This window comes from Citrobacter portucalensis (genome assembly GCF_023374935.1).
Taxonomy (GTDB): domain Bacteria; phylum Pseudomonadota; class Gammaproteobacteria; order Enterobacterales; family Enterobacteriaceae; genus Citrobacter; species Citrobacter portucalensis.
The window spans coordinates 818,805-836,861 of record NZ_CP092466.1 but is presented as its reverse complement, the minus strand read 5'-3'; the positions used below and the strand labels follow the sequence as shown (position 1 = coordinate 836,861).

The following is an 18,057-nucleotide window of genomic DNA, read 5'->3' as shown; positions in this document are numbered from 1 at the left end:
TAAAACACATTTTGTGCAATTATCGCCTTAAAACTTCCCCGCTTCAAGCAGCGCGTTATTGACGACATGGCGGCGGGGCGTAACCATTACTGTCCGCCGGGAAGGCTTGCGCGGAGCAAGGCGGGAGTGTTTTGACGGCCGGCCCCTGCAAAGCAAAGGCGGCAAAACCAATCACTCCAATGTTGCGCACGTCTCCCTGTGCAGAGTTAGCGGCGTAGGCGTCAGAAACATCGGAAAACTGAAATGCCGCTTCAGTATGCTTGTCTTTTCTGAACCCTTTGATTGCCAGTGAATCTCCTGCATTAACAATATAGCCGCTATTATTCAGCGAACCAGGTTTACCGTTAAGTACATCAAGCCCATCCACTGTCGCCACGATTTCATAGTTTGTATCTCGGCTATAATTGCGCACATATAATTGATAATTTGCCCCCACTTTGGCAGGAAGCCTATATTGCCATTGGCCAACTGATGAGTTGTAAAAACGGGTAATAGGTACGGAATTAAAATTAGCATCGCGAACGGCATATTCCAAGTCACTAATGCGTATGCTGTATACTCTATCGTAACCCGTCGAATGCTTTGCGGAGTAATTTATTAATATAACTTCAGCAGGATCGCGCTCCGCACGTTCTACCGATATGCCCGTTACCGTTGAGCGAACCTCTTCGCCCCAGGCCGTGCCTACAGCTGGCGAAGATGCTCTGCTATACTGTACTGGCCCAGAACACCCACCAGCAAGTAAAAAAATCACAGCAAAAAAGACGTTCCACTTTAATCCCTTCATCTCGATTCCCTTTCTGTTTCCGATTTATTACAGCGGAAACAGTAGGTGTATTAAAAAATAAAAGAAAGGGTTGTGACTATATTTCAGATTCCATCAATAAAAAAAGAGCCGGATTATATAAATAAGCCGGCCCTCAAGCAGATATGTCTTAATTACTCGTCTTCGAGATAAGTATAACCGTACAGACCGGCCTCAAACTCTTCGAGGAACTGTTGCTGCAGCTCGGTATCCAGATCGGTGTTTTTCACCTGGTCACGGAACTGCGTCAGCAGGGTATTCGGATCCAACTGCACGTACTGCAGCATATCCGCCACAGTATCCCCTTCGTCGGACAATTCCACTTCTACGCTGCCGTCAGGGAAGACGAACACGTCAACCGCTTCGGTATCACCAAACAGGTTGTGCATGTTGCCGAGGATCTCCTGGTACGCCCCCACCATAAAGAAGCCCAGCATCGGCGGGTTCTCCGGGTCATATTCCGGCATCGGCATCGTGGTCGCGATGCCATCACCGTCAACGTAGTGGTCGATAGCACCATCAGAGTCGCAGGTGATATCCAACAGCACCGCACGGCGTTCAGGCACCTGGTTCAACCCTTCCAGCGGCATTACCGGGAACAGCTGATCGATCCCCCACGCATCCGGCATCGACTGGAACAGCGAGAAGTTGACGTAAATCTTATCCGCCATTCGCTCCTGCAGCTCGTCGATAATCGGACGGTGCGCACGGTTGCTCGGGTCGAGTTGTTTCTGCACTTCATGGCACATGTTCAGATAAAGCTGCTCAGCCCACGCGCGCTCTTGCAGGCTAAAGGTACCTGAAGAGTAACCAACGTGAATATCGTGCAGATCCATCTGGCTGTCGTGCAGCCATTCACGCAGTGAACGACGGGTTCCCGGTTCATGCATTTCTTGCCAGGTTTCCCACATGCTTTGCAAAGCACGCGGCGCATCATCAGCCGGAGGCGTTGCTTCTGTGTGTTCGCTACGCTCAACGCCGATAATGTTTGATACCAGCACGGTATGGTGCGCGGTAACCGCGCGGCCAGACTCGGTGATTACCGTCGGATGCGGCAGACCGTGTTCTTCGCAGGCGTCGCCAATAGCCCAGATGATGTTGTTGGCGTATTCGTTCAGGCCGTAGTTTACGGAACAGTCAGACTGCGAACGGGTACCTTCGTAATCCACGCCCAGACCACCGCCCACGTCGAAGCACTGGATATTGACGCCAAGCTTGTGCAGCTCAACGTAGAAACGCGCCGATTCACGTACGCCGGTGGCGATATCACGAATGTTCGCCATCTGCGAGCCAAGGTGGAAGTGCAGCAACTGAATGCTGTCCAGACGACCGCGCTCGCGCAGAATTTCGACCAGCTGCAGCACCTGGTTTGCCGCCAGGCCGAATTTTGATTTTTCCCCGCCGGAAGACTGCCACTTGCCAGAGCCCTGCGACGCCAGACGCGCACGCACGCCCAGACGCGGAACGACATTCAGGCGTTCAGCTTCATCCAGCACGATTGCAATTTCAGACATCTTCTCGATGACCAGATAGACCTTATGGCCCATCTTCTCGCCAATCAGCGCCAGACGGATATATTCGCGGTCTTTATAACCGTTACACACGATCACGCTACGGGTCATTCCGGCATGGGCCAGAACGGCCATCAGTTCAGCTTTGGAACCCGCTTCCAGTCCCAGCGGTTCGCCAGAGTGGATCAGCGATTCAATCACGCGACGGTGCTGGTTGACCTTGATCGGGTAAACGAGGAAATAGTCACCGTTGTAACCGTAAGATTCACGGGCACGTTTAAACGCGGCGTTAATCGAACGCAGACGGTGTTGCAGGATCTGCGGGAAGCAGAACAATGCAGGCAAACGCTGGCCCTGCGCTTCACGGGCTTTCACCAACTCAGCAAGGTCAACGCGCGCTTCGGGTACGTCCGGATCCGGGCACACGCTAATGTGACCCAGTTCATTGACGTCGTAGTAGTTATTACCCCACCAGGCAATATTGTAAGTACGCAGCATCTTGCTGGCTTCCTGGGAACTCATTGCAACCTCCTGCATGGAGCGTAGTACACCGTGTTCGCCTGCTGACGAAGGCGAACCCAAAGAAATGTCGTCAGACATAGCGAACCTCAATTTTATTAACAAGTGTAAAACAGTTGACTACTATCGCAATCCGAAGACGCGATAACAACCCAAATACAGGCAGAATTTGCAGCAGATAGTGCTGACGCTCCGACTGTGCGACCGGTTTCTTTTTCATATCAATGTAAACACGTAACCGAACTTAATGCTGACAGTTCGGCGAAACCACGAGAAAACTCTTGTTTACCAAGAGCGCCCTTGTTCAGTTCTTAGTGACCGTTACCGGCTCTTGAGTCCTGAGATACGCCGAGATGGGTATACACTTCATCCTTCATGCAGCCTCTTTGTTGGCTACGCTCATTCGCCCCAGTCACGTACTACTCGTACGTTCAGGGGACTCATTCACTTGCCGCCTCGACGCAGCATAAATGATTTTGTGTATATAACATCGACAGGTATGCAAAGCAGAGATGCAGATTGCGGGGGACATATGTACACCAGAACGGTGCGACAGATTCTGCAGAATACAACGGTTCATTATCTCGTATCACCTCCACGGTTGCTCCTTACGGAACGAACCCACAAGCCAAAGCTAAAGTTTTAACCCGGCTGGAAGTGGCAACACGATGAAAACGTCGTGTGCTTTTGTATGAGCCGCGCGCCGCGTTTTATACCGATAAGAAAGTCAAAAAGCAAAAGATAAATATGCACATTGCCAGCACCGTCAGGAAAAATTTCCAGTTACATTTTCAGTACAATGCGACCTCAATCAAAAAAAGCTGGAAATCAGGCGAAGAACTGTCCTAAAATAGCCGTCCAGATGTTAATCCATCTATACCGATTAACACTCAGACTGCCAGTGTCCGTCATCTGCAGACTCATGGTAGAATCTTCTACACATGACTATTCCACTCGACAGTTTGAGCTAACCAAATTCTCCTTAGGTGAAATTAAATATGGCAAAACACCTTTTTACGTCCGAGTCCGTATCAGAAGGGCATCCTGACAAAATCGCTGACCAAATCTCTGATGCTGTGCTGGATGCAATCCTGGAACAGGATCCAAAAGCACGCGTTGCCTGCGAAACCTACGTCAAAACCGGTATGGTTTTAGTTGGCGGTGAGATCACCACCAGCGCATGGGTTGATATCGAAGAGATCACCCGTAACACGGTTCGCGAAATTGGCTATGTGCATTCCGACATGGGCTTTGACGCCAACTCTTGCGCGGTACTGAGCGCGATTGGTAAACAGTCTCCGGACATCAACCAGGGTGTTGACCGTGCTGATCCGCTGGAACAGGGCGCAGGCGACCAGGGCCTGATGTTTGGTTATGCAACCAACGAAACCGACGTGCTGATGCCAGCACCTATTACCTATGCTCACCGTCTGGTGCAGCGTCAGGCTGAAGTGCGTAAAAACGGCACCTTATCCTGGCTGCGTCCGGATGCCAAAAGCCAGGTAACCTTCCAGTATGACGACGGCAAAATCGTCGGTATTGATGCGGTTGTTCTGTCTACTCAGCACTCTGAAGATATCGACCAGAAATCGCTGCAAGAAGCCGTTATGGAAGAGATCATCAAGCCGGTACTGCCGACTGAATGGCTGACCGCTTCGACCAAATTCTTCATCAACCCAACTGGTCGTTTCGTTATCGGCGGCCCGATGGGCGACTGCGGTCTGACCGGTCGTAAAATCATCGTTGATACCTACGGCGGCATGGCGCGTCACGGCGGCGGTGCATTCTCTGGTAAAGATCCGTCTAAAGTTGACCGTTCCGCAGCCTATGCAGCCCGTTACGTAGCGAAAAACATCGTTGCCGCAGGCCTGGCTGACCGTTGTGAGATTCAGGTTTCCTACGCAATCGGCGTGGCAGAACCGACATCTATCATGGTGGAAACGTTCGGTACTGAAAAAGTGCCTTCAGAGCAGTTGACCCTGCTGGTACGTGAGTTCTTCGACCTGCGCCCGTATGGCCTGATTCAGATGCTGGATCTGCTGCACCCGATTTACAAAGAAACCGCTGCTTACGGTCACTTTGGTCGCGAACATTTCCCATGGGAAAAAACCGACAAAGCACAGTTGCTGCGCGACGCTGCCGGTCTGAAGTAATTTAAACCACACTTAACGCTTATGAAGACCAGCCTCGCGCTGGTCTTTTTTTATACCTATTTCCTCTCCCACATCCATCACCAAACCGCGATGATTACTATTGCTTTAAATGAAAATGAAAGCGATTACATCACACCATATTTCCCTCTACCTTGAATTAACATCTCTTAGCCAGCACACTTGCATCACTGTTACATTATCTTTCATCATTGTCTTAAATTCAAACGACCAACATTATTTAATCCCAATAAATAATACTAACTTTCAATTAGTTAACTAATAAGCCGCATGAATGACAGTGTAAGCGATTACACTAATGTGATGTGATTCGCATTTTTTTACCCCGTACTCACCTACCCTTAACATCAACAAAACTAGCTACCCAACCGGAGGGCATCATGCCTGACAATAAAAAAACGGGGCGTTCCAACAAAGCCATGACATTTTTTGTCTGCTTTCTGGCTGCCCTGGCTGGATTACTTTTTGGCCTGGATATCGGTGTTATTGCCGGTGCTTTACCGTTCATCACCGACGAGTTTCAAATTACCCCGCACACTCAGGAATGGGTGGTGAGCTCCATGATGTTTGGTGCGGCGGTAGGTGCTGTCGGCAGCGGTTGGCTCTCCTTCAAACTGGGACGCAAAAAAAGCCTGATGATCGGTGCGATCTTGTTTGTTGCGGGTTCACTGTTCTCCGCCGCTGCGCCAAACGTTGAAGTCCTGCTGGTTTCCCGCGTGCTGCTCGGCCTGGCTGTAGGTGTTGCGTCTTATACCGCGCCGCTGTACCTGTCTGAAATTGCCCCGGAAAAGATTCGTGGCAGCATGATCTCTATGTATCAGCTGATGATCACCATCGGTATTTTGGGCGCGTATCTTTCCGATACAGCGTTTAGCTACAGCGGCGCATGGCGCTGGATGCTGGGTGTAATCATCATCCCTGCCCTGCTGCTGCTGGTTGGCGTTATCTTCCTGCCGGACAGCCCACGTTGGTTTGCAGCTAAACGTCGTTTTGTTGATGCCGAACGCGTCCTGTTGCGTCTGCGTGACACCAGCGCAGAAGCCAAACGCGAGCTGGATGAAATCCGTGAAAGTCTGCAGGTAAAGCAGAGTGGCTGGGCGCTGTTTAAAGAAAACAGCAACTTCCGTCGTGCGGTATTCCTTGGCGTTCTGTTGCAGGTGATGCAGCAGTTCACCGGGATGAACGTCATCATGTATTACGCACCGAAAATCTTTGAGCTGGCGGGCTACACCAACACCACTGAGCAGATGTGGGGGACTGTTATCGTCGGTCTGACCAACGTGCTGGCAACCTTTATCGCCATTGGCCTGGTTGACCGTTGGGGCCGCAAGCCTACGCTGATCCTTGGCTTTATCGTGATGGCCGTTGGTATGGGCGTGCTGGGTACAATGATGCACGTGGGGATTCACTCGGCATCCGCACAATACTTCGCAGTACTGATGCTGCTGATGTTTATCGTTGGCTTTGCCATGAGCGCCGGTCCGCTGATTTGGGTACTGTGCTCTGAAATCCAGCCGCTGAAAGGCCGCGATTTCGGCATCACCTGCTCTACTGCAACCAACTGGATTGCCAACATGATCGTCGGCGCAACCTTCCTGACGATGCTGAACTCGCTGGGCAGCGCCAACACCTTCTGGGTATACGGCGGCCTGAACGTACTGTTCATCTTCCTGACTCTGTGGCTGATCCCTGAAACTAAAAACGTCTCTCTGGAACACATTGAGCGTAACCTGATGAAGGGTCGTAAACTGCGCGAAATTGGCGCACACGACTAATCACCAAAGGCTTCCTCCCCTGCGGAGGAAGCCTTCCTCTTGCAGTCCCTTCCCTGTCGCACTATCCTCTGGCGTTATGAAAACCTCCCGTCTCCCTATCGCCATCCAGCAAGCCGTTATGCGTAGCCTGCGGGAAAAACTCGCCCAGGCCAATCTCAAGCTCGAACGCCAATACCCGGAGCCAAAGCTGGTTTACCAACAGCGCGGCACCGCCGCGGGCACTGCGTGGCTACAAACCTATGAAATTCGCCTTAATCCCGTCCTGCTGATGGAAAACGTCGACGCATTCATTAACGAAGTGGTACCCCATGAACTGGCGCATTTACTGGTGTGGAAGCACTTTGGGCGCGTGCCGCCACACGGGAAAGAGTGGAAATGGATGATGGAAAGCGTTCTGGGCGTACCGGCCCGGCGCACGCATCAGTTTGAACTGCAATCGGTGCAGCGCAAGACCTTTACTTACCGCTGTAAGTGTCAGGAGCACCAACTGACCGTCCGCCGCCATAACCGCGTTGTGCGCGGTGAGGCCACCTACCGCTGTGTTCACTGCGGTGAACCACTGGTTGCAGAATAATCTTCAGAATTATCAGGAACTTTTCTGACCTAACTGATTGCATACTGGAATAACTTTCGCTACGTTGCGGGCTCGTTTTGACACGGAGTTTGTGATGTACCGTCATTTTTCTTTTGCTGCGGCCCTGTTAGCCGCTGCGTTTTCTGGCCCGGTTTTAGCCGAAGGCATCAACAGTTTTTCTCAGGCAAAAGCAGCAGGCGTCAAGGTTAACGCCGATGCGCCGGGCGATTTCTACTGCGGTTGTAAAATTAACTGGCAAGGCAAAAAAGGGGTCGTTGACCTCGAATCCTGCGGCTATAAAGTGCGAAAAAATGAAAACCGCGCCAGTCGAATTGAATGGGAGCACGTTGTCCCCGCCTGGCAATTTGGTCATCAGCGTCAGTGCTGGCAGGACGGAGGGCGTAAAAACTGCGCCAAAGATCCGGTCTATCGCAAAATGGAAAGCGACATGCATAACCTGCAACCTGCTGTGGGTGAGGTAAATGGCGATCGCGCTAACTTCATGTACAGCCAGTGGAACGGTGGCGAGGGTCAGTATGGGCAATGCGCCATGAAGGTCGACTTCAAAGAGAAAGTTGCCGAGCCGCCAGCCCGCGCCCGCGGTGCCATTGCTCGTACCTATTTTTACATGCGCGACCAGTACGATCTAACGCTCTCCCGCCAGCAAACTCAGCTTTTTAACGCCTGGAATAAGCAATATCCGGTCACCGACTGGGAGTGTGAGCGCGACGAGCGCATTGCAAAGGTACAGGGGAACCATAACCCATATGTGCAACGCGCTTGCCAGGCGCAAAAGAGCTAACCTACACTAGCGTCAATATTTTTAACCATGCCCTGGCCTTTCGCAGCCCAGGGCCATGACGCGGATGTTTAACTATGCGCATTCCTCGCATTTATCACCCTGAGCCAATCACTTCCGGCAGCCAAATTTCACTGTGTGAAGATGCAGCCAACCATATCGGCCGCGTGCTGCGTATGGGACCGGGCCAGGCGCTACAGCTGTTTGATGGCAGCAATCAGGTATTCGACGCTGAAATCACCCACGCCAGTAAAAAAAGCGTGGATGTGAAGGTACTTAATGCTGAACTCGACGATCGTGAGTCGCCGTTGCACATCCACCTGGGTCAGGTGATGTCGCGCGGTGAAAAAATGGAATTCACTATCCAAAAATCGATCGAACTGGGTGTAAGCCTCATTACGCCACTTTTTTCTGAGCGCTGCGGCGTTAAACTGGACAGTGAACGCCTGAACAAGAAGCTCCAGCAGTGGCAGAAAATCGCCATTGCCGCCTGCGAACAGTGCGGTCGTAACCGGGTGCCCGAAATTCGCCCGGCAATGGATTTGGAAGCATGGTGCGCGGAACAGGACGAAGGTCTGAAACTGAACCTGCATCCGCGCGCCAGCGCCAGCATCAATACGCTGCCGCTGCCGGTGGAACGCATCCGCTTGCTGATTGGCCCGGAAGGCGGGTTGTCGGCAGATGAAATTGCCATGACCGCACGTTATCAGTTTACTGATATTCTGTTAGGACCTCGCGTTCTGCGTACTGAGACAACCGCGCTCACCGCCATTACTGCGCTACAGGTGCGTTTTGGCGATCTGGGCTAAGGCATAAACGGAGAAGAAAATGATCAAGCTCGGCATCGTGATGGATCCCATCGCAAGCATCAACATCAAGAAAGATTCCAGCTTCGCTATGCTGCTGGAAGCGCAACGTCGCGGTTACGAAATTCATTATATGGAGATGGCCGATCTTTATCTGATCAACGGTGAAGCCCGCGCCCATACGCGCACCCTGAGCGTAGAGCAGAACTACGACAAATGGTATGAGTTCAAGAGCGAGCAGGATCTCCCGCTGGCAGACCTGGACGTTATTCTGATGCGTAAGGATCCGCCATTTGATACCGAGTTCATCTACGCAACCTATATTCTGGAACGTGCAGAAGAAAAAGGGACGCTGATCGTCAACAAACCGCAGAGCCTGCGCGACTGCAACGAAAAGCTGTTCACCGCATGGTTTACCGACCTGACGCCGGAAACGCTGGTCACGCGTAACAAAGCGCAGCTGAAAGCCTTCTGGCAAAAACACAGCGACATCATTCTCAAACCGCTGGATGGTATGGGCGGCGCATCTATTTTCCGTGTGAAGGAAGGCGACCCGAACCTTGGCGTCATTGCTGAAACGCTGACCGAGCACGGTACCCGCTACTGCATGGCGCAGAACTATCTGCCAGCAATTAAAGATGGCGATAAACGCGTCCTGGTGGTCGATGGCGAACCCGTTCCTTATTGCCTGGCGCGTATTCCGCAGGGCGGCGAAACCCGTGGCAACCTGGCCGCTGGCGGTCGTGGCGAGCCGCGTCCATTGACCGACAGCGACTGGGAAATTGCACGTCGCATTGGGCCAACGCTGAAAGCGAAAGGTTTGATTTTTGTCGGTCTGGATATCATTGGCGATCGTCTGACGGAAATTAACGTCACCAGCCCAACCTGTATTCGTGAAATTGAAGCGGAGTTCCCGGTTTCGATTACCGGTATGCTGATGGATGCCATTGAAGCGCGTTTGCAGAAATAAATATGTTGCCGGATAGCGACGCCATCGCGTCTTATCCGGCCTGAAATTACACCCCGCAGGCCGGATTAGGCGAAGCCGTCATCCGGCAATGCTATCTTCAGAGGGTGACATCTTCGAGCTTTGCCCACATACTGGGCTCTGTTGCTTTTTTGAACCAGGAAACAGAACCTCTGACAATGAATTTACAGCATCACTTTCTTATTGCCATGCCTGCTCTCCAGGATCCGATTTTCCGCCGTTCCGTGGTGTACATCTGTGAACATAATGAGAACGGAGCAATGGGGATTATCGTTAATAAGCCTCTGGAAAACTTACAAATTGAAGGGATTCTGGAAAAGCTGAAGATTACCCCAGAAGAACGCGATCCGGCCATTCGTCTGGATAAACCAGTGATGCTCGGCGGCCCGCTGGCGGAAGACCGTGGATTTATTCTCCACACTCCACCGTCACGCTTTGCCTCCAGTATTCGCATCTCAGATAACACCATCATCACAACCTCCCGCGATGTACTAGAAACCCTGGGTACGCAGGAGCAACCGTCCGAAGTGCTGGTTGCGCTGGGTTATTCATCATGGGAAAAAGGTCAACTGGAACAAGAGCTACTGGATAACGCCTGGCTCACGGCGCCCGCAGACCTCAACATCTTATTCAAAACGCCGATTGCCGACCGCTGGCGCGATGCGGCGAAGCTTATCGGGATAGATATTCAGACCATGCCTGGCGTGGCGGGACATGCCTGATGAGCGGAACATTACTCTCTTTTGATTTTGGTACGAAAAGTATTGGTGTTGCTGTTGGTCAGCGCATTACCGGTACGGCGAGACCGTTGCCCGCCATTAAAGCGCAGGACGGTACGCCAGACTGGAGTTTGATTGAACGCCTGCTGAAAGAATGGCAGCCGGATGAAATCATTGTCGGCCTACCACTCAACATGGATGGCACAGAACAGCCCCTTACCGCGCGCGCGCGTAAGTTCGCTAACCGTATTCACGGTCGCTTTGGCGTAACCGTAACGCTGCACGATGAACGCTTGAGCACCGTCGAGGCCCGCTCCGGCCTGTTCGAACAAGGCGGATACCGGGCGTTGAATAAAGGCAAAGTGGACTCCGCTTCTGCCGTTATTATTCTCGAAAGCTATTTCGAGCAGGGTTACTAAATCCGTCCTTGCGCCTGACGCTGCTGCTGACTTTGTGCAAATGTCTGCATACCTGTCTGCTGCCCGGTTTGAATTACGCCGGGTAGCTGATGCGTTTTCCCTTCACGAATCAAATTGCCCACGGCTGGCGTGTTGACGAGCAGCTCAAATAGCGCCACGCGCCCTCCCTGTTTATCTTCCTCCAGCTTTTGCGAAAGTACCGCCCTCAGGCTATCTGCCAGTTGGTTACGCACCGGCTCTTTCTCTGTTGCCGAAAAGGTGTCCACCAGCCGCGCGATGGCCTGCGCCGCCCCTCGCGTATGTAACGTTGCCAGCACCAGATGCCCAGTTTCCGCTGCCGTTAACGCCAGACGAATGGTTTCCACGTCGCGTAGCTCGCCCAGCAAAATGACGTCGGGATCTTCACGCAGCGCGCCGCGTAAACCAGCGGCAAAAGAAGCGCAGTGCACGCCCACCTCCCGTTGTTGAATAAGACAACGCTGGCTGGTGTAGCGATATTCAATCGGGTCTTCCAGCGTCAGAATATGCCCAGCAACTTGCTGATTAAGGTACTCAACCATCGCCGCCAGGGTCGTTGATTTACCGCTACCGGTAGCGCCTGTCACCAGAATTAACCCATTTTCACTGCGCAGCAGTTCAGGTATGACGTCAGGGGTCTGGAGATCGTCTAAACGTGGACAATCAAGCGGGAGCAATCTTAGCGCCAGTGAGGTTCCCTGTTGATGAACAAAAGCACTGGCGCGCAGCCGCTGGGAACCTGCCAGCGCAATAGCAAAATCAATCTGCCCCTGTTCCTGCCACTGTACCTGTTGTTGCTCACTGAGCCAGCACATCAGCAGATTCTCCACGTCAGGCGTAGTAAAGGGTGCGATTTCGACTTTTCCACGTATGCGCCAGCGCGCAGGCCATGCATTGCACAGGTGTAGATCCGACACGTTATGCTTTACACTAAGGGCCACTATTTCTTCCATATTCATATGAACATCCTCGGAAAATAAACGATATCGCGCATAACCTGGCACATGTCCGGGACAAAATCTCAGCCGCCGCGACGCGTTGCGGGCGGTCTTCAGAAGAAGTTACGTTGCTTGCAGTCAGTAAAACCAAACCTGCGAGCGCCATCGAAGAAGCCATTACCGCAGGATTATTTTCAATTGGTGAAAACAATAACTAATGGCGAGTAGCCACGCTCTTGATTTTCCATACACCATTTTCTTCTACCATGCAGTCAATGACTTTTTGAGATGACTCACCTGTTCCAAATGTTAAATAGACATTGGTACAAATAGGATCAGTTATAGTTAGATCAATACTAATATGCTTACTCCAGTCTTCATTTGCAAAATCCTGAACCTTTAGAAAATAATCCTCTTCAAGCTCATTGTTCATATAAGCTTGTTTTAATTCATTCAATGTATCAATACTAACAAAAGGCTCTAATGCCGTCGGGTTATCTGCAACTGGAATGATATTATGAGCAATCTGCTTTATATACCAGGCATTGAATTTTAATGCTTGCATATCAGCAGGAACTATTTCTGCCATAGCAAATGATGAGAATAGAAAAGTAAATAATATTAATCGCTTCATCAGTTGTGCCTATATAATTTATACGAAGGCTGACTTTTACGATAACCAGGCCCGGGGTACACGCCATGTTCCTGCTTGAAATCTGACCACCAGTAATGCCCATCAAAAATCGCCATATGACCTGCTGTATTTCCTCCAGTATATGGTTGGATTATAGCAACATCACCTTTTATAGGATTCCCATATACTTCACGAAAACCAGCTAATACTAAATATTTACCCATATTTTTAGCATTATCATGATGTAATGATACGCCGCCATGTTCGATAGCTGCTGTTACTGCCCTGGCACAATAACCCGTAGCGTGTGGATGAGCATTATGTCTAACAAAATTTATAGCGGCTTCCTTATTCCAAATTTACAACACCTCATTTATAAATGAAGAATATTAAATATCACAAAGCGAACCATTAACATGAACATTAAATGCTTCCAACTCCATTTATTGACATCATCACCATGTCCCAAACTTATATTTGCAATGTGTATTATCGTTTAGTTATAAAATAAGCAACAATATTCACCCCACCAATTAAGTAATAGCTTAATTTTATTAGAGATATAATTTCACACCTGTTTTTATTACTTTAAACCTTTAAATTAAAGCGAACTTGAGCTAAATAAAAACGAATTAAAAATTCTATTTGTTAAATCTGTTTACATCTTCCTACAGACTCACATTTTGTACTCAGCACATCCACAGTCCCACCAGGTGTAGTAAATGGTGCGATTTCGACTTTTCCACGTATGCGCCAGCGCGCAGGCCATGCATTGCACAGGTGTAGATCCGACACGTTATGCTTTACACTAAGGGCCACTATTTCTTCCATATTCATATGAACATCCTCGGAAAATGAACGATATCGCGCATAACCTGGCACATGTCCGGGACAAAATCTCAGCCGCCGCGACGCGTTGCGGGCGGTCTTCAGAAGAAGTTACGCTGCTTGCAGTCAGTAAAACCAAACCTGCGAGCGCCATCGAAGAAGCCATTACCGCAGGGCAGCGAGCCTTCGGTGAAAACTATGTGCAGGAAGGGGTGGATAAAATCCGCTACTTCCAGGAAAAAGGCGTCAACGATCTGCAGTGGCACTTTATCGGCCCGCTGCAGTCCAACAAAAGTCGTCTGGTCGCCGAGCACTTTGACTGGTGCCATACGATCGACCGTCTGCGTATCGCTGCCCGTCTGAGCGAGCAGCGCCCGGCGGAACTGCCGCCGCTCAATGTACTGATCCAAATTAATATCAGCGATGAGAACAGTAAGTCAGGAATTTCGCTGGCAGAGCTTGATGCACTAGCCGCTGAAGTCGCTGCACTGCCGCGCATTACCCTGCGTGGTCTGATGGCGATTCCGGCTCCAGAGTCAGATTATGTAAGGCAGTTTGAAGTTGCACAGCAAATGGCGGTAGCATTTGCCGGGTTGAAAACACGCTACCCAGGCATCGACACTCTCTCACTGGGAATGTCTGATGATATGGATGCCGCCATCGCGGCGGGTAGCACGATGGTGCGCATTGGCACTGCCATTTTTGGTGCTCGTGATTACACTAAAAAATAAGGAAAACTAAGGAACACCATGAATACGTTGACCTTCCTGCTCTCAACGGTAATTGAGCTGTATACCATGGCGCTGCTGCTGCGCGTGTGGATGCAATGGTCTCGCTGCGATTTTTACAACCCGTTCTCGCAGTTTATAGTGAAAATCACTCAGCCCATCATTGGGCCGTTACGCCGCATTATTCCCCCGATGGGGCCGATCGACAGCGCATCGGCATTAGTTGCGCTCGTTCTCAGCTTTATCAAAGCAATCGTGCTGTTTAAGGTGGTCACGTTCCAGCCGATCATCTGGATCGCCGCCGTACTGATTGTCCTGAAGACTATCGGGCTGCTGATTTTCTGGGTGCTGCTGGTGATGGCAATTATGAGCTGGGTCAGCCAGGGCCGCAGTCCTGTAGAGTACGTGCTGATTCAACTGGCAGATCCGCTGCTGCGTCCTATCCGTCGCATACTTCCAGGCATGGGCGGGATCGATTTCTCCCCAATGATTCTGGTTCTGCTGCTCTACGTTATTAACATGGGCATCGCGGAAGTGTTGCAGGCGACAGGCAACATGCTGCTGCCGGGGCTGTGGATGGCGCTATGAGTGCCGTTACACCCTGCGACGACGGTCTGGTTTTACGGCTCTACATTCAGCCTAAAGCCAGCCGTGACAGTATTGTGGGTTTACATGGCGACGAAGTTAAAGTCGCCATTACCGCCCCGCCAGTAGATGGCCAGGCCAATAGCCATCTGGTGAAGTTTCTCGGCAAACAGTTCCGTGTGGCAAAAAGCCAGGTCGTCATTGAGAAGGGCGAGCTTGGTCGTCACAAACAGGTTAAAATCATTCATCCGCAACAGATCCCGCCCGAAATTGCGGCGTTAACTGATTAGGTATCCCATGCAAAAAGTTGTCCTCGCGACCGGCAATGCCGGTAAAGTGCGTGAACTCGCCTCTCTTCTGAGTGATTTCGGTCTTGATGTTGTTGCCCAAACGGAACTGGGTGTTGATTCTGCAGACGAGACCGGGCTGACGTTTATTGAGAACGCCATTCTGAAGGCGCGTCATGCCGCGCAAATTACCGGCTTACCGGCCATTGCTGATGACTCAGGTCTGGCAGTAAATGCCCTTGGCGGCGCGCCGGGTATCTATTCAGCCCGCTATTCCGGCGAAGATGCGACCGATCAGCAGAACCTGGAAAAACTGCTTCACACCCTGCAGGATATTCCTGATGACAAGCGCCAGGCGCAGTTCCACTGCGTGCTGGTGTATATGCGCCATGCAGACGATCCAACGCCTGTTGTTTGCCACGGAAGCTGGCCGGGCGTGATTACCCGTGAACCTGCCGGAAACGGTGGTTTTGGCTACGACCCGATCTTCTTTGTGCCGTCTGAAGGGAAAACCGCGGCTGAGCTGACCCGTGAAGAAAAGAGTGCGATTTCTCACCGCGGACAGGCACTGAAGCTGTTGCTGGATGCCCTGCGTAATGGTTAAGCTTCCACCGCTAAGTCTTTATATTCACATCCCGTGGTGCGTGCAGAAATGCCCGTACTGCGACTTCAACTCGCATGCGCTAAAGGGCGAAGTCCCTCATGACGACTATGTGCAGCATCTGCTGAGCGATCTGGATACTGAGGTGGCCCACGCCCAGGGACGTGAAGTAAAGACGATTTTTATCGGTGGTGGCACGCCGAGCCTGCTTTCTGGCCCGGCGATGCAAACGCTGCTCGACGGCGTGCGAGCACGGCTGAATCTGGCCGAAGATGCAGAAATCACGATGGAGGCGAATCCCGGGACGGTGGAGGCCGATCGCTTTGTGGATTATCAACGCGCTGGCGTCAACCGTATCTCGATTGGCGTACAGAGCTTTAGCTCCACCAAACTCGAACGTCTGGGACGTATTCACGGGCCGGAAGAAGCCAAACGAGCAGCACACCTGGCGAGCGGTCTGGGGCTACGCAGCTTTAATCTCGATCTGATGCATGGTTTACCGGATCAGACGCTGGAAGAGGCGCTGGGTGATTTACAGCAGGCAATCGCGCTCTACCCACCGCATCTTTCCTGGTATCAGTTGACCATCGAACCCAACACGCTGTTCGGTTCCCGACCGCCGGTTTTACCGGACGATGACGCGCTGTGGGATATTTTTGAGCAAGGCCACCAGCTACTGACCGCCGCGGGATATCAGCAGTACGAAACCTCAGCCTACGCCAGACCGGGTTATCAGTGTCAGCACAACCTTAACTACTGGCGTTTTGGCGACTATCTTGGCATTGGCTGCGGCGCGCACGGTAAGATCACATTCCCTGACGGACGCATCCTGCGCACCACCAAAACGCGGCATCCCCGTGGATATATGCAAGGGCGTTATCTCGAAAGCCAGCGCGATGTCGCCGAAGCCGATAAGCCGTTCGAGTTCTTCATGAATCGTTTCCGGCTGCTGGAAACCGCGCCTCGCGCGGAATTCACGCAACATACCGGTCTTACCGAAGACGTTATTCGTCGACAGATCGATGAGGCTATTTCCCAGGGCTACCTGAGTGAATGCCATGAGTACTGGCAGATTACCCAACACGGTAAGCTGTTCTTGAATTCGCTGCTGGAGCTGTTTCTGGCGGAGTGATGGCTGGTGAGCGTAGGCCTGATAAGCGTAGCGCCATAAGGCAAATTGCCGGATGGCGGCTGCGTCTTATCCGGCCTACAGGGTTAGGGCGGTAAGCGCAGCCACCTTCATCGATTAATACTGATTAAACATTTCCTGGATCTGCTTAGGATCCTTGGTTTGAGTCAGCGCAAGCTGCAGCAGAACACGTGCTTTTTGCGGGTTCAGGGAACCTGAAGCCACAAATCCGTATTTTGCATCATCAACTTCTGCATCCTGTGTAGTGGCGCCCGTTGGTACACGGGATGAACGCACTACAACGGTACCTTTATGCGCGGCGGTTGCCAGCGTATCGAAAATGGTTTTATACAGGTTACCGTTACCTACACCCGCACTGACAATCCCGGCGTAACCCGCATCTACCAGCGCTTTTGCCGGCAGATCGGAGGCGTTAGCGTAGTTATAAACAATTCCAACTTTCGGCAGCTCGGTCAGCTTAGACACATCGAACGGAGTAGACGTGGTGTGCTTACGCGCAGGCGTACGCTGGTAGTCGATTTTACCGTTATGGATGTAACCCAACGGGCCGTAGTTAACGGATTTGAAGGTAGCGACGTCGGTAGTGTTGGTTTTAGTCACGTCACGACCATCCATAACGGTGTCGTTCATCACCACCAGCACTCCGCGGTTGGCAGAGGCTTTGTCTGCGGCAGTTACTACTGCGTTATACAGGTTAAACGGGCCATCAGCGCTCATACCCGTAGACGGACGCATTGCGCCGACCAGCACCACCGGTTTGTTACACTTGACGGTCAGGTCGAGGAAATAGGCGGTTTCTTCCATGGTATCCGTACCATGTGTTACCACGAAGCCGTCGGTTTTATCACACTCGGTATTAATCTTTTTCGCCAGCGTTAACCAGACTTCGTCATTCATATCCTGGGAGCCGATATTCACCACCTGCTCGCCTTTAACGACAGCGATATCTTTCAATTGAGGTACGGCCTCAACCAGATTTTCTACGCCAACTTTGCCTGCCGTGTAGTTAGATTTTGTCGCGGAATCACCGCCGCCGGCAATCGTCCCACCGGTCGCTAAAATGGTGATGTTTGGCAGTGCAAGCGCCGCGCCGCTGAAACCCATAACCAGTGCGGCAAGTGCCGTTTTCTTGAAAAACTCCATGTTATTTCTCCAGTTACTTGAATTTGCAGCATTATGTCTATCCTACAGATGAATAATGT

Annotated in this window: 19 protein-coding genes and 3 pseudogenes; 14 read left to right on the top strand and 8 right to left on the bottom strand. The window is 51.5% G+C overall.

The window, feature by feature from the left end:
• Positions 1 to 55 precede the first annotated feature (55 nt).
• The 4 genes and pseudogenes from LY264_RS04070 to LY264_RS25915 all read right to left on the bottom strand — a co-directional run.
• Positions 56 to 787 (bottom strand): hypothetical protein, encoded by a 732-nt coding sequence (locus LY264_RS04070; RefSeq protein WP_048225489.1) that lies wholly within the window; start codon positions 785 to 787, stop codon positions 56 to 58.
• Positions 788 to 939: 152 nt separating this feature from the next.
• Complete coding sequence (speA, locus tag LY264_RS04065; RefSeq protein WP_071692619.1) at positions 940 to 2,916, bottom strand: biosynthetic arginine decarboxylase; 1,977 nt, start codon at positions 2,914 to 2,916, stop codon at positions 940 to 942.
• Positions 2,909 to 3,055 carry an acid stress response protein YqgB gene (yqgB, locus tag LY264_RS04060; protein ID WP_071692618.1) on the bottom strand — a complete coding sequence of 49 codons (147 nt, stop codon included), beginning with the start codon at positions 3,053 to 3,055 and terminating at the stop codon, positions 2,909 to 2,911. The genes speA and yqgB overlap by 8 nt, the downstream gene beginning before the upstream one ends.
• 258 nt (positions 3,056 to 3,313) lie before the next feature.
• Positions 3,314 to 3,415: pseudogene (locus LY264_RS25915) on the bottom strand (hypothetical protein); the annotation flags it as partial.
• Positions 3,416 to 3,833: 418 nt separating this feature from the next.
• Between LY264_RS25915 and metK the strand changes: the two are divergent.
• From metK to ruvX, 8 genes are all read left to right on the top strand, one after another.
• Entirely contained in the window at positions 3,834 to 4,988 is a 1,155-nt protein-coding gene (gene metK, locus LY264_RS04055) for a methionine adenosyltransferase (RefSeq protein ID WP_020996311.1), read from the top strand.
• A 398-nt stretch (positions 4,989 to 5,386) separates the two neighbouring features.
• Positions 5,387 to 6,781 carry a galactose/proton symporter gene (gene galP, locus LY264_RS04050; protein ID WP_008785766.1) on the top strand — a complete coding sequence of 465 codons (1,395 nt, stop codon included), beginning with the start codon at positions 5,387 to 5,389 and terminating at the stop codon, positions 6,779 to 6,781.
• A gap of 76 nt (positions 6,782 to 6,857) precedes the next feature.
• The gene (locus LY264_RS04045) at positions 6,858 to 7,355 is read left to right on the top strand and encodes a SprT family zinc-dependent metalloprotease (RefSeq protein ID WP_003825440.1); all 498 of its coding nucleotides are present in this window, start codon (positions 6,858 to 6,860) and stop codon (positions 7,353 to 7,355) included.
• A gap of 94 nt (positions 7,356 to 7,449) precedes the next feature.
• Positions 7,450 to 8,157 carry a deoxyribonuclease I gene (gene endA / locus LY264_RS04040; RefSeq protein WP_008785767.1) on the top strand — a complete coding sequence of 236 codons (708 nt, stop codon included), beginning with the start codon at positions 7,450 to 7,452 and terminating at the stop codon, positions 8,155 to 8,157.
• A 74-nt stretch (positions 8,158 to 8,231) separates the two neighbouring features.
• Positions 8,232 to 8,963: a 16S rRNA (uracil(1498)-N(3))-methyltransferase gene (rsmE, locus tag LY264_RS04035; protein WP_008785768.1), complete on the top strand. Its 732-nt coding sequence runs from the start codon at positions 8,232 to 8,234 to the stop codon at positions 8,961 to 8,963.
• Between the two features lie 19 nt (positions 8,964 to 8,982).
• The gene (gene gshB / locus LY264_RS04030; protein ID WP_071692617.1) at positions 8,983 to 9,930 is read left to right on the top strand and encodes a glutathione synthase; all 948 of its coding nucleotides are present in this window, start codon (positions 8,983 to 8,985) and stop codon (positions 9,928 to 9,930) included.
• A 176-nt stretch (positions 9,931 to 10,106) separates the two neighbouring features.
• Entirely contained in the window at positions 10,107 to 10,670 is a 564-nt protein-coding gene (locus LY264_RS04025; protein WP_003027086.1) for a YqgE/AlgH family protein, read from the top strand.
• The gene (gene ruvX, locus LY264_RS04020; RefSeq protein WP_003825428.1) at positions 10,670 to 11,086 is read left to right on the top strand and encodes a Holliday junction resolvase RuvX; all 417 of its coding nucleotides are present in this window, start codon (positions 10,670 to 10,672) and stop codon (positions 11,084 to 11,086) included. The genes LY264_RS04025 and ruvX overlap by 1 nt, the downstream gene beginning before the upstream one ends.
• Here the strand turns inward: ruvX and LY264_RS04015 are convergent.
• Complete coding sequence (locus LY264_RS04015) at positions 11,083 to 12,063, bottom strand: type IV pilus twitching motility protein PilT (protein WP_048225499.1); 981 nt, start codon at positions 12,061 to 12,063, stop codon at positions 11,083 to 11,085. The genes ruvX and LY264_RS04015 overlap by 4 nt on opposite strands.
• Positions 12,064 to 12,080: 17 nt before the next feature.
• On the opposite strand from LY264_RS04015, the pseudogene LY264_RS04010 reads away from it, so the two are divergent.
• Positions 12,081 to 12,251 (top strand): annotated as a pseudogene (locus LY264_RS04010) (YggS family pyridoxal phosphate enzyme); the annotation flags it as partial.
• A gap of 5 nt (positions 12,252 to 12,256) precedes the next feature.
• Here the strand turns inward: LY264_RS04010 and LY264_RS04005 are convergent.
• Together LY264_RS04005 and LY264_RS03995 are read right to left on the bottom strand one after the other, a co-directional pair.
• Positions 12,257 to 12,676 (bottom strand): DUF3828 domain-containing protein, encoded by a 420-nt coding sequence (locus LY264_RS04005; protein WP_048225501.1) that lies wholly within the window; start codon positions 12,674 to 12,676, stop codon positions 12,257 to 12,259.
• Positions 12,677 to 13,387: 711 nt separating this feature from the next.
• A pseudogene (locus LY264_RS03995) lies at positions 13,388 to 13,513 on the bottom strand (type IV pili twitching motility protein PilT); the annotation flags it as partial.
• 17 nt (positions 13,514 to 13,530) lie between these two features.
• Here LY264_RS03995 and LY264_RS03990 point away from each other — a divergent pair.
• Genes LY264_RS03990 through hemW form a run of 5 tightly spaced genes read left to right on the top strand, consistent with a single transcriptional unit; the run spans position 13,531 to position 16,837 of the window.
• Positions 13,531 to 14,235 carry a YggS family pyridoxal phosphate-dependent enzyme gene (locus tag LY264_RS03990; protein WP_048215572.1) on the top strand — a complete coding sequence of 235 codons (705 nt, stop codon included), beginning with the start codon at positions 13,531 to 13,533 and terminating at the stop codon, positions 14,233 to 14,235.
• An 18-nt stretch (positions 14,236 to 14,253) separates the two neighbouring features.
• Positions 14,254 to 14,820 (top strand): YggT family protein, encoded by a 567-nt coding sequence (locus tag LY264_RS03985; RefSeq protein ID WP_003825417.1) that lies wholly within the window; start codon positions 14,254 to 14,256, stop codon positions 14,818 to 14,820.
• Positions 14,817 to 15,107 (top strand): DUF167 family protein YggU, encoded by a 291-nt coding sequence (yggU, locus tag LY264_RS03980; protein ID WP_003027101.1) that lies wholly within the window; start codon positions 14,817 to 14,819, stop codon positions 15,105 to 15,107. Before LY264_RS03985 ends, yggU begins: the two co-directional genes overlap by 4 nt.
• Before the next feature lie 7 nt (positions 15,108 to 15,114).
• Positions 15,115 to 15,708, top strand: coding sequence for an XTP/dITP diphosphatase (locus tag LY264_RS03975; protein WP_003825414.1), 594 nt, complete (start codon positions 15,115 to 15,117; stop codon positions 15,706 to 15,708).
• Positions 15,701 to 16,837 carry a radical SAM family heme chaperone HemW gene (hemW, locus tag LY264_RS03970; RefSeq protein ID WP_171845911.1) on the top strand — a complete coding sequence of 379 codons (1,137 nt, stop codon included), beginning with the start codon at positions 15,701 to 15,703 and terminating at the stop codon, positions 16,835 to 16,837. The genes LY264_RS03975 and hemW overlap by 8 nt, the downstream gene beginning before the upstream one ends.
• Before the next feature lie 114 nt (positions 16,838 to 16,951).
• Here hemW and ansB read toward each other — a convergent pair whose 3' ends face one another.
• Positions 16,952 to 17,998, bottom strand: a complete 1,047-nt coding sequence (gene ansB, locus LY264_RS03965) for an L-asparaginase 2 (RefSeq protein ID WP_003027108.1) — start codon at positions 17,996 to 17,998, stop codon at positions 16,952 to 16,954.
• Between the last annotated feature and the right edge of the window lie 59 nt (positions 17,999 to 18,057).